The sequence below is a fragment of the Pseudomonas hygromyciniae genome (genome assembly GCF_016925675.1).
Classification (GTDB): Bacteria; Pseudomonadota; Gammaproteobacteria; order Pseudomonadales; family Pseudomonadaceae; genus Aquipseudomonas; species Aquipseudomonas hygromyciniae.
The window spans coordinates 4,416,141-4,427,823 of the sequence record NZ_CP070506.1 but is presented as its reverse complement, the minus strand read 5'-3'; the positions used below and the strand labels follow the sequence as shown (position 1 = coordinate 4,427,823).

Sequence of the window (11,683 nt, the reverse complement as noted above, 5' to 3'; positions counted from 1 at the left end):
GTCGCATCGTGGGCTATGGCTCATACTGCTGTTTTTGTCCTATACCGATGGAGTCCCAAGATGAAGAAACTCGTGCTGTTGGGCGCCCTGGCGCTGTCCGTGCTGTCCATGCAGGCCTTCGCTGAAGAGAAACCGCTGAAAATTGGTATCGAAGCAGCCTACCCTCCGTTTGCCTCGAAGGCGCCGGATGGCAGCATCGTCGGTTTCGACTACGACATCGGCAACGCCCTGTGCGAAGAGATGAAGGTCAAGTGCACCTGGGTCGAGCAAGAATTCGACGGCCTGATCCCTGCGCTGAAAGTGCGCAAGATCGACGCGATCCTGTCGTCCATGTCCATCACTGACGACCGCAAGAAGTCCGTGGACTTCACCAACCGTTACTACCTGACCCCAGCCCGCCTGGTGATGAAGGACAGCGTAACCGTCAGCGACAGCCTGGATGAGCTCAAAGGCAAGAAGATCGGCGTACAGCGCGGTTCGATCCATGACCGTTTCGCCAAGGAAGTCCTGGCGCCTAAAGGTGCGACCATCGTTCCTTACAGCACCCAGAACGAGATCTACCTGGACGTGGCTGCCGGTCGCCTTGATGGCACCGTGGCTGATGCGACCTTGCTCGAAGACGGTTTCCTGAAGACCGACTCAGGCAAAGGCTATGCGTTCGTAGGTCCTGCGTTCACCGACGCCAAATACTTCGGTGATGGCATCGGTATCGCGGTCCGTAAAGGCGACAAGGCCAACCTGGACCGCATCAATGCGGCCATCGCCGCGATCCGCGCCAATGGCAAGTACAAAGAAATCGAGAAAAAGTATTTCAACTTCGATATTTACGGCGCTGACGCCAAGTAAACCTTCGCAGTTGTCTGTCCAGAATGGCGCAAGCACCAGGGTCTCTGAAGTTTGCGCCATTTTTTCATCCGCCTTTTCGAGGACCTGAATCATGTTGAAAGGCTACGGGGCCGTTATCCTCGATGGCGCATGGTTGACGCTTCAGCTCGCCTTGTCGTCCATGGCCTTGGCCATTGTTCTGGGTCTGATCGGGGTTGCATTGCGCCTGTCGCCGGTACGCTGGCTGGCTTGGCTGGGTGACCTGTACTCCACGGTGATCCGCGGGATCCCCGACCTGGTGCTGATCCTGCTGATTTTCTACGGCGGTCAGGACCTGCTCAACCGCGTCGCGCCGCTCCTGGGCTACGACGACTATATTGACTTGAACCCCTTGGCCGCCGGCATCGGCACCCTGGGTTTCATCTTTGGCGCGTACCTCTCGGAAACCTTCCGTGGTGCGTTCATGGCCATCCCCAAGGGGCAGGCCGAAGCGGGCATGGCCTATGGCATGAGTCCGTTCCAGGTGTTTTTCCGGGTGATGGTGCCGCAGATGATCCGGCTGGCGATTCCCGGCTTTACCAACAACTGGCTGGTATTGACCAAGGCCACTGCGTTGATTTCGGTGGTGGGCCTGCAAGACATGATGTTCAAGGCCAAGCAGGCGGCAGATGCCACCCGCGAACCTTTTACCTTCTTCCTCGCAGTGGCGGCGATGTACCTGGTGATCACCAGCGTCTCGTTGCTGGCCCTGCGTTATCTTGAGAAGCGCTACTCGGTAGGCGTAAAGGCGGCTGATCTATGATCTTCGACTACAACGTCATTTGGGAGGCCATGCCGCTGTACCTTGGCGGCCTGTTGACCACCCTCAAGCTGCTGTTGATTTCGCTGTTCTTCGGCTTGCTCGCCGCCGTGCCCCTTGGTTTGATGCGGGTGTCCAAGCAGCCGCTGGTCAACGGTGCGGCCTGGCTCTACACCTACGTGATCCGCGGCACGCCGATGCTGGTGCAGCTGTTTTTGATCTATTACGGCCTGGCCCAGTTCGAAGCGGTGCGCGAGAGTTTCCTCTGGCCGTGGCTGTCCAGCGCAACGTTCTGTGCGTGCCTGGCCTTTGCCATCAATACCAGCGCCTACACCGCCGAGATCATTGCCGGTAGCCTCAAGGCTACGCCCCACGGCGAGATCGAAGCAGCCAAGGCCATGGGCATGTCACGCTACAAGCTGTACCGCCGCATCCTGCTGCCTTCGGCCCTGCGCCGGGCGCTGCCGCAGTACAGCAACGAAGTGATCATGATGCTGCAGACCACCAGCCTGGCCTCCATTGTCACCCTGATCGATATCACCGGTGCCGCACGCACGGTCAACGCCCAGTACTATCTGCCGTTCGAAGCCTATATCACCGCTGGCCTGTTCTACCTGTGCCTGACGTTCATCCTGGTGCGCCTGTTCAAGTTGGCCGAGCGTCGCTGGTTGAGCTACCTGGCTCCTCGGAAGCACTGATATGGAACGCATCGATCACGTACTGCCCTGGGGCCATCTGGGCTGCGAGCGCCAACTGACGGTGTTCCGTTTCGGCCACGGCGAGCGCAAGGCGTATATCCAGGCCAGCCTGCACGCCGATGAATTGCCGGGAATGCGCGCGGCCTGGGAGCTGAAAAAAGCGCCTGGTCGAACTGGAGCAGCAGGGCGCTCTCAACGGGGTGATCGAGCTGGTACCAGTGGCCAACCCGATGGGCCTCGGCCAACTGCTGCAAGGCAGCCACCAGGGGGCGTTTCGAGGTCGGCAGCGGCAAGAACTTCAACCGTGATTTCGTGGAGTTGAGCGAGCCGGTTATCGCCTTGCTGGAGGGCAAGCTGGGGGATGATCCCCATGCCAACGTGCGCATGATCCGCCAGGCGATGAGCGACACGCTCAACGCGCTGCCTGAGCCGAGCAGCCAGCTGCAAGGCATGCAACGGGTATTGCTGAGCCACGCCTGCACCGCCGATGTGGTCCTCGACCTGCACTGCGACGCTGAAGCCGCGCTGCACATGTACGCGCTGCCCCAGCACTGGCCGCAGTGGCGTTCGTTGTCGGCGCATTTGAATGTGAAAGTCGGCCTATTGGCGGAAGACTCCGGCGGCAGTTCCTTCGATGAAGCCTGCTCGCTGCCCTGGCTGCGTTTGTCGCGGGCGTTTCCCGAGGCGCAGATTCCCCTGGCCTGCCTGGCGACAACCCTGGAGCTGGGCGGTCAGGCTGACACCGGACGCGACGAGGCCGTCTTCCATGCCGAAGGCATCCTCGCGTTCCTCGCTGAACAGGGCTTGATCAAGGGCCAATGGCCGGCGCCGCAATATGAGCCGTGCGAAGGCGTGCCCTTTGAAGGCACTGAATTGCTGTTTGCACCCCATGCCGGAGTGATCAGTTACCTGCGTAAGGCCGGTGACTGGGTGGAAACCGGCGAACCGATTTTTGAAGTGATTGACCCTTTGGCCGACCGCGTCAGCATTGTCTGTGCCGGCACCTCGGGGGTGTTGTTTGCCGTTGAACGGCTGCGTTATGCCCAAGCGGGTTTCTGGCTGGCCAAGGTGGCGGGGCGCGAAGCGCTGCGTCACGGGCGCTTGCTCAACGACTGACCAACTGTTTTTGTGAGAACCGACCGCATGTACAAACTTGAAGTCCAAGACCTGCATAAACGCTATGGCAGTCATGAAGTGCTCAAAGGGGTGTCCCTGGCCGCCGCGGCCGGTGATGTGATCAGCATCATCGGTTCCAGTGGCTCAGGCAAAAGTACCTTTTTGCGCTGCATCAACCTGCTGGAGCAGCCCCACGCCGGCAAGATCCTGCTCAATAACGAAGAGCTGAAGCTGGTGGCCAACAAGGACGGCGCAATGAAAGCCGCCGACCCCAAGCAGTTGCAGCGTATGCGTTCGCGCCTGTCGATGGTGTTCCAGCATTTCAATCTGTGGTCGCACATGACCGCCCTGGAAAACGTCATGGAAGCCCCGGTGCACGTATTGGGCATGTCGAAAAAAGATGCCCGTGAAAAGGCCGAGCACTACCTGGCCAAAGTTGGCGTAGCCCATCGCAAGGACGCTTTCCCCGGCCATATGTCCGGTGGCGAGCAGCAGCGCGTGGCGATTGCCCGAGCGCTGGCGATGGAGCCTGAGGTGATGCTGTTTGACGAGCCGACCTCGGCCCTCGACCCGGAGCTGGTCGGCGAAGTATTGAAAGTCATGCAGGACCTGGCCCTGGAAGGCCGGACCATGGTGGTGGTGACCCACGAAATGGGTTTTGCCCGTGAAGTGTCGAACCAGTTGGTGTTCCTGCATAAAGGCATTGTCGAAGAGCGTGGCAACCCGCGTGAAGTGCTGGTCAACCCGCAGTCCGAGCGGTTGAAGCAATTTCTCTCCGGCAGCTTGAAATAATCAAGGCCGTTGCTCCCGCCTGTAGGAGCGAGCTTACTCGCGAAGATCGTCAACGAAAACGCGGGAAGCCTGATACCCCGTCGTGTTCTCAGGTTTTTCGCGAGCAAGCTCGCTCCTACAGGGAAGCAGGTCTTTATCGTTTTTAAGCTTTGTGTTGGTTTACGGGCTAGCATTGGCCTTTGTCTTCATTACCGTTACTCGCTTCGGATAGCACTCCATGACCGCCCATAAAATTGGTTTCCTGATTTGGCCCAGCACAAAAGCACTCACGCTTGCGCTGGCTGAGGAGGCCTTGCGCGTTGCTCAGCGGGTGCATCCGGATGTGGTGTATGAGCTGTCGTTCCTGCAGGCCGAGCCGCCAGCCGAAGGCGCCTGGCAATTGCCGGGCGAGCCTTGGGCCGGCAAGCTCGAAGGCTTCCAGAAACTGTTCCTGCTGGCGGACGAACCGCCGACCGTGATCGCCTCGCAACTAAGCGCCGCGCTCAAGCAGCTCGTTCGTTCCGGTTGCGTGATCGGCGGCCTGTCGGCAGGCGTGTATCCGCTGGCGCAACTGGGGTTGCTCGATGGCTATCGCGCCGCCGTGCACTGGCGTTGGCAGGACGATTTCGCCGAGCGCTTTCCCAAGGTCATCGCCACCAGCCATTTGTTCGACTGGGACCGTGATCGCCTGACGGCCTGCGGTGGCATGTCGGTGCTCGACCTGCTGCTGGCGGTACTGGCCCGTGACCACGGCGCCGAACTGGCTGGCGCGGTCTCCGAAGAACTGGTGGTGGAGCGCATCCGCGAAGGCGGCGAGCGCCAACGAATCCCCCTGCAAAACCGCCTGGGCTCCAGCCACCCGAAGCTGACCCAGGCCGTGTTGCTGATGGAAGCCAATATCGAAGAGCCGCTGACCACCGACGAAATTGCCCAGCATGTGTGCGTGTCGCGACGACAACTGGAACGGATCTTCAAGCAGTACCTCAATCGCGTTCCCAGCCAGTACTACCTGGAGCTGCGCCTGAACAAGGCACGGCAGATGTTGATGCAGACCAGCAAGTCGATCATCCAGATCGGCCTGTCTTGCGGCTTCTCCTCGGGGCCGCACTTCTCCAGCGCCTACCGCAACTTCTTTGGCGCCACCCCCCGTGAAGATCGCAACCAACGGCGCAGCAGCAGCCCGTTCGAGTTGTCGTCGGTGCCCTCCGAGCGCGGCTGACAAGGCGACGCTGTGGGAGAGGGGCTTGTTCTGGAAAGGATGGTTAAGCCCCCTTACCACAACAGCATCACTCCTCCATGGGCTCCGGCGTACTGGGCGGTGTCAGCGCGATCCCCTCTTCGTCAAACATTGCTTGTTGCACACCCAACTCATAACCCGTCTGCTGGTAATACCTGCGCAATATCGCAATGCTTGCGATGGACAAGGGATTGCCGCTCAGGTCCGAGTCGTCGTTGAGTGGCAGTGGCATTTCCAGCAGGTCTGTCGACAAGTGCTGGATCAGGTTGTCGCTCAAATCCAGGACCCGCAAGCGTGGCAGGCTGAATGTCCCTGGCGGCACCTCATGGAGTTCGCAGTTGTGCAGGTACACCATGATCAGGCGTGTGCAATTGCTCAGGTCGGGGCTGTGGCCAAGCGGGTTGTCGCTCAAGTCCAGGACGTTGAGGTCGGTCAGGCTCGTCAATTGCTCGACGCTGTCCGGCCTGATGCGAATCAAATTGTCGTTGAGCTTGAGCTGCCGCAAACGCTGGAGATTGAACACGCTGTCGGGAATGCTCGGCAGGGCATGGCTCTCCATCGTCAGGCTGGTCAAGTTGGGGAATGCGCGCAGGAAATCGTCTGCGCGTCTGCGACTGCCGTCACCGATCAGTTCCAGTTGCGAGACATGCTCCAGGCGCGCATTGAGCGCCGGCAGGTCCCCGAGAAACTGGCCGTTGAACATCAGCTTGTAGCTGCGGCTGGCTGGCCATTCGTTCTCGTCGTATTCCGTCTCTCTGCGCCAGCAGCGCAGCAGCAATTCCTTGAAGCCCAGGCGGCGAATCTGTTCCTCGGCGCGGGCGTTTTCGTTGAAGGCCGGGTCGCGTACTTCGGCCATGGCGGGGACATTCAGGGCCCAGACTTGCAGGCCGTCGTTGAGCTGTTCGTATTCGGCACTCAGGCGGCTGAGCTGTGTGTCAGCGTCCTCCAGTTCGCCCGGCAGCTCAAAGAAGATGCGCTTGCAGTCGCGCGCCGAGAGCGTGGGGTAAAGGTCATTGAGGCGCTGCAGTTGGTGGGCGGGGATATCGGCGTTCCAGTGTTCTCCCGTGGCCCGGCAATAGCTCTTCACTCGCCGCAAGGTCGAGGGCGACAAGGGGTTGGCCGACAGGTCAAAGGCGCCGCTGACGGTGGGTGGCAAGAGGAAGGCTTCGTCTGTCAGTTCATGTAGGGTGTTTTGGCTCAAATCCACGCGCACACGCATTGTGGGCGGGTTAATCAGCGAGGGTGGCAGCTCGGTCAAGCCGGTGTTGCGCAGTGACAGGCTGGCCAGCTGTGGCATTTGGCTGAAATCCGGCAGCCTCGCCAAGGGGTTGTTGTCTAGGTTCAGATGCTTGAGTTCAGTCATACGCTGCAGGGTTTGCGCGGTGGTGGGCGACAAACCTATGGCGCAGCGATCCAGCACCAGGTAAGCGAGTCGAGGCAGATGGCTGATCTGCGGCAGTTCACCCAGTGTGTAGTTCTCGATGTGCAGCGCGGTGAGCGCCGGAAAACTCTGCAGGAACGCATCCAGCCCCAGGTTCGAGCCCGACCCTTTGAGGGCGAGCACCGACACGTGACTGAACGAGGTGCGCAGGGCGGGCAATTCGCCGCTCACTGGAATGAACAGGCTGAATTCGTAGCTGGGCATGGCTTGACCATGGGCGGCGTCGCCCGCGGTTGTGTCACGACGCCAGCATGCCTCCAGGGCGTTGATGAAGCGCTGGCGCAGGTCGTGTTCCACGGTGTCGACTGTGCTGTCATTGGCCCAGGCCAGGCTGTCGAGGCGGATTTTCGGGAACTCGCCTTCCAGTCGGGTCATCTCGATTCGGCCAGCCGCCAGGTCACCGGGCAGGCTATAGATGAACTGGTTGATCTGATCGGCGCTGAGTGAGGGGAATAGTCGTCTGGCTTGCTCACGATCAGCGTATTGAGGGGCGGCTTCCAGATAGTAATGGTTGCGCTGGAAGTAGGTTTTGACACGTTCAAGCGCTTCGGTTGACAGCGGATTATCGGACAGATCGAAATGCCGCGTGACGTCAGTGGGCAAGTCGAACAGTGCGTCGGGCAGTGTGCTGATCCGGTTATTGGACAGCATCACCAACGTCAGGTGAGTCCTGCTCAACAGGCCGCGGGGGACCTGCTCGATGCCGGTGCTGGCCAGGTCCACGTATTGCAACTGCGGCATCTGCTCAAGGTTTGGAATCAGGCTCAGGGGGTTGTTGTACAGGTCCAGGGTCAACAGGTTCGTCATCGCGCTGATGGTGGCCTGGCTGTGTTCGGTCAAGCGGATATTGCAGTTGTTCAGGATCAGTTCGTTGAGGCTGTTGACTGAAGCAAGGCAAGGCGGCAGCTCGCCTAGATCAAGATTGCGCAGGCTCAAGTACCGCAGCCTTGGAAACAACCGCAGGAAACCATCGACTTCGATGTGTTGATGGGCACCTTGCAGTTCCAGGTGGGATATGTGCTCGAAGCGGGCAGTCAGTGGCGGCAATTCGCCGAGCAGAGGGACGGATAGACGCAGCGTATAGCCGTTGGTGGCCGGTGATTCGTAAAAGTGGTCGATTGCGGTTTCCTGGCGCCAGGCCCGTCGTATCTGGTGGGAAAACAGGCTGCGATCACGGCGCAGGTACTCATGGTCAGTCGCGCTCAACGGGGCGCCGGTGTTGAGGTGGGTACGCGGCGTTTGCGATTCCCAGACCACCAGGGCCAGGTCCAGTTGGATGTATTCGTTGCGCAGCCGCGTCAGCTCCGCCTGTGCACCGCCGGGGGTGTTTTGCAGGGTGGCTATTACTTCGCGGATTCTCGTCGGCGTCAGTTGCGGGCGCAGGCTCTGAAGTTGTTGCTCAAGCGACGGGCCGCGGCGGGGCCCCGGCTGTTCGGGAGCGGCGGGCAGGTAGCCGTCCATACCGCCGCGTAAGCGCATGACATTGGGGTCGTAGGCGGGCTTGTGCAGCGGGTCGGTATCGAGCAGTGTGCGCAGCGTCGGGCGGTCCGCCGGGGATTGGCCGATCGCCTGCTTGAGACGCGGGCCTTGGCCGATATGGATTTTCAGGGCATCGCGCGCACTGTCGGGCAGGGCTTGCAGGATGGCGGTGTAAAAGTCGGTGCTGCCGAACAGCGCACCCTGGCCGTTTTCCGGGATGTACTGGCCGTCCGGCGTGGCCACCAGGGTCCTTTGGGTCAACGCATGGGTGGGGCCGATTGCATCCAGCAGCGGGCCGTCGGCGCGATACTGGCGGACCTCCAGGCGTATCCACGTCGGCCAGCCGCTGAGGTTTTCCAGGGAGTGCAGGGCGAGCCGACACGTGTCCGGGTTCTCTACGGTGTCCAGGTACAGCCCCTCATAGGCGCGGGTGGTGCGCACTTCATGCAGCGACCACTCGGCCAGTTCCACCAGGCGAGGGGGGACTGTGCCGGCGTCGATGGCCTTGAGTTCCTCACCACTGGCGCTGGCCAGCAGTTCTTCGGCCACCGGCGCGGGCAGGCCGGGGCGTGAGACGCTGTCGATGATTTTCTGGGCCCTGGCATCGGAGGTGCGGTCCAGGCCCCGGTAGCGTGAATCGAATAACGAGAAACGCTTGTCTTCGGCAAGCCGCGCCAGGGTCTTGCGCAAGGCGCCGGCGCGGGTGCGGCTGGAGGAGGGCGGCAGGCCGAACTCTTCGTCCAGCAGCTGTTTGCGCTCCGGTTCGCTCAAACCTTCGATCAGGGTCGGCAGCAAATCGCCGTTGTGCAGTTGCGCCTCCAGCACCTGCACGGTGCTGGCTCCGTCTTCACCGGGGAATTCCCAGAGGGTTCTGCCGCTGGCATCGAGTACCCGCAGGGTCTTGCTCGAAGGCCACAGTCCGTAGCTGATGAGTAACTGCAACTGGGTCTGTGGATCGGCCTTGGCATAGACCGCTGGATCGTCGCTGTTCAGTTGCGCCAGGAAGTCCTGCAACTGCTGGTCGATGCCAAAGCGCTTGAGACTGTCCGCCAACAGTGGAGGGGGCGTCTGCTGGGTGGCATGCATTTTACGCAGGGTGTTGTCGTGGGTGGCGCTGCTGTCACGGGCCTGTGCCAGTTGCTCATCGCTGAAGGTGTCGGTCTGATAACCGAGGCGGCGCATCAGGGTGGTGCGGTCCCAACTCAGCGGGTTTTCCAGTTCAGTGACCCAGGCCCCCTGGCCATTGGTCATGACCTGTGGGCGATAGGCTTCAGGGCGTGTGGGGTGGAGGATGAAGTAGCGCCCGGCGTCTTCTTGCACGTGGTAATGCGCGCCGTCGAGGGCAAGGATGGGTTTGTCGTTGTGCAAGTGCAGGCCTTGCGCGTCAGGGCGGGCATCGGCTGGCAGCGTCATATCCTGGCGGTAGGGGTTCAGGTCCGGTTGCCACAGGCGGGGTTGGCCATCGGGGCGCTTGACGGGGTGCAGGCTTTCGAAAAACTCCAGCATCTGCTGGGGCAAGGCCTTGCGCAGCAGTGCGGTGGCGATGGGAATACCGGTGGCAAACAGGCCCAGTTGCACCAGTTGCTCCGTCAGGCCCAAGGCGTGCTCCAGGGCTTTGCGTTGCAGGCCTTCGGCCCAGTCGACAATCCCTTCGAAGGCTTCGTCGAGGACCTGATAGGCGGTGTAGGCCAGCATCAGCGCGCCCAGGGGGGGGATGAATGGCAGGGCCACAAAGGCGATGACCTGTAACACACTTTCGGCGATTTTCTGAATGAGCGCCCAGCGTCGCCAGCGTGCGTTCTGGTCGACACGAGCGGTGGAGACAGCGTGGCTCTGGCTGTCGGCTTGCAGCTTGCTCAGTTTCATCTGGAACAGATGGGCGAACAGGTCGCCTTTGATTTCCAGGCTGCGAAATTGCAGGTTGGGCCGTTGGGTTGGGGTGTCGCGCCAACTGGGCAGCGGATCGCCTGCGGTGTGCGGATGCCACGAGACCTGGCCGAGGCGTTGGTTGAGGTCGGCAAAAAACACTGCGGCGTCTTCATGGTGGACAAACCGGCTGAAAAACTGTTGATAGTCCGTGGCCCGCAGCCTGGCGGCCAGGCTCTGCATGAACGCCGCGCTGCTGGGGTAGTGTTTGACCGGGTGCAGCGGGTCGTCGGGAATATAGGCGATCAGCGGCACCACTTCGGTGCTGCGCTCAAGGTTCGGCGCAAACAGCACGATGCCGGTCAGGTTGCAGTCCATGATCCGCAGGTCATGGGCCACTAGCGGCGGGCAGTCATTGTGTGCGGTATGGCCATTGTTGAGCAGGTTGAGTACCGCGTCATGGCTGGCGGCAGGCAGGTCGTTCTTGAGCAGGGCCATGTACAGCGCCAATTGCAGCGCCCCCAGATGGCTCTGTTTGAGCCAGTACTCCAGGCTGGTGCGGGCCACGGGGTTGTCCAGGTCCAGATACTCATCCAGATAGCGTTGATAGGCCGCGCCGATATCCAGGCGTCGGCACAGTTGGGTGAATTGCGCGATGCTGATCTTTGCGTCCAGATCCGGCAGTTGGGTGAATTGGCCCGTCGGCGTTGGCTGGGTGCTGAATCCTGAGTGCTGCTCGTAGGGCTCGTCGGTTTCGAAATTATGCAGGGCCGCGTCAAGCAACGAGACCGACCATGTCCTCGCCGCCCCCGGCCTGACCGTGAACCCGGCGAGGGTCAGGGGCACATACAGTTGCAGGTAGGTCGTGCGCACGTCGGTGTCGATGCCGAACTCATCCTTGAGCGCCGCCTGCAGGCGTGCGGCGCCAAAGGTCTCGGGGCTCTGCAGGGCGACTAGGGCTTTGTCCACGCGATTTTGTGCGGCCCAGGCGGCGCCGTTCAGGTGCTTGAGATGCGCGTGCTGCTGCTCGGTGGCGCGCAGGTACCAGTCGGCAATGACCGGAGTGTCGATGGCCAGTACCGCACGCTTGGCGGGTGACGCGGTGCCCAGCCAGGGCGGGATGGCATTGGTGAGGATGTCGAAGTGCGGGGATTGGGTTGCAAGCGGTTGCGCCATGGTGCCTGTCCTTGATGGCTCTTGAAGTGCCTTCAGCAAACCAGTGCGCAAGGTTGTACAGGCGGTAGACAGTTAGCGCGGGTGCGTCATGGGGATTTGCGAAGATCCTGTCATCCCCTGCCCACAAAGCCGTTGCACGGTTTAAACTGCGCCTTTGCGACGCTATTTGTCGCATTGGCGTAAACCCGCGAAAAACGCGGGTTGGCGCTATAAGAAGTTGTCGCTTGGCGGCAAGGCCGCTCTGAAAACTGTCCTTACAATCCCTGCATCGCCCG

At 61.0% G+C, this 11,683-nt stretch carries 6 protein-coding genes and 1 pseudogene; 6 read left to right on the top strand and 1 reads right to left on the bottom strand.

The window, feature by feature from the left end; genetic code table 11:
- Positions 1 to 60: 60 nt before the first annotated feature.
- From aotJ to argR, 6 genes and pseudogenes are all read left to right on the top strand, one after another.
- Complete coding sequence (gene aotJ, locus JTY93_RS19735; protein WP_169887925.1) at positions 61 to 846, top strand: L-arginine-binding protein AotJ; 786 nt, start codon at positions 61 to 63, stop codon at positions 844 to 846.
- A gap of 91 nt (positions 847 to 937) precedes the next feature.
- Positions 938 to 1,627 (top strand): ABC transporter permease, encoded by a 690-nt coding sequence (locus JTY93_RS19730; RefSeq protein WP_029294434.1) that lies wholly within the window; start codon positions 938 to 940, stop codon positions 1,625 to 1,627.
- Positions 1,624 to 2,322 carry an ABC transporter permease gene (locus tag JTY93_RS19725; protein ID WP_029294436.1) on the top strand — a complete coding sequence of 233 codons (699 nt, stop codon included), beginning with the start codon at positions 1,624 to 1,626 and terminating at the stop codon, positions 2,320 to 2,322. Before JTY93_RS19730 ends, JTY93_RS19725 begins: the two co-directional genes overlap by 4 nt.
- A gap of 1 nt (position 2,323) precedes the next feature.
- Positions 2,324 to 3,438: pseudogene (locus tag JTY93_RS19720) on the top strand (succinylglutamate desuccinylase/aspartoacylase family protein).
- Positions 3,439 to 3,465: 27 nt separating this feature from the next.
- Positions 3,466 to 4,230 (top strand): ABC transporter ATP-binding protein, encoded by a 765-nt coding sequence (locus JTY93_RS19715; RefSeq protein WP_205478599.1) that lies wholly within the window; start codon positions 3,466 to 3,468, stop codon positions 4,228 to 4,230.
- 217 nt (positions 4,231 to 4,447) lie between these two features.
- The gene (argR, locus tag JTY93_RS19710; RefSeq protein ID WP_205478597.1) at positions 4,448 to 5,428 is read left to right on the top strand and encodes a GlxA family transcriptional regulator; all 981 of its coding nucleotides are present in this window, start codon (positions 4,448 to 4,450) and stop codon (positions 5,426 to 5,428) included.
- Between the two features lie 67 nt (positions 5,429 to 5,495).
- Here argR and JTY93_RS19705 read toward each other — a convergent pair whose 3' ends face one another.
- Complete coding sequence (locus JTY93_RS19705; RefSeq protein ID WP_205478595.1) at positions 5,496 to 11,408, bottom strand: dermonecrotic toxin domain-containing protein; 5,913 nt, start codon at positions 11,406 to 11,408, stop codon at positions 5,496 to 5,498.
- Between the last annotated feature and the right edge of the window lie 275 nt (positions 11,409 to 11,683).

Bases quoted from the DNA above. Each gene is read 5' to 3' on its own strand.
- aotJ (WP_169887925.1), top strand. From the start codon at position 61: ATGAAGAAACTCGTGCTGTTGGGCGCCCTGGCGCTGTCCGTGCTGTCC.
- JTY93_RS19730 (WP_029294434.1), top strand. From the start codon at position 938: ATGTTGAAAGGCTACGGGGCCGTTATCCTCGATGGCGCATGGTTGACG.
- JTY93_RS19725 (WP_029294436.1), top strand. From the start codon at position 1,624: ATGATCTTCGACTACAACGTCATTTGGGAGGCCATGCCGCTGTACCTT.
- JTY93_RS19715 (WP_205478599.1), top strand. From the start codon at position 3,466: ATGTACAAACTTGAAGTCCAAGACCTGCATAAACGCTATGGCAGTCAT.
- argR (WP_205478597.1), top strand. From the start codon at position 4,448: ATGACCGCCCATAAAATTGGTTTCCTGATTTGGCCCAGCACAAAAGCA.
- JTY93_RS19705 (WP_205478595.1), bottom strand. From the start codon at position 11,408: ATGGCGCAACCGCTTGCAACCCAATCCCCGCACTTCGACATCCTCACC.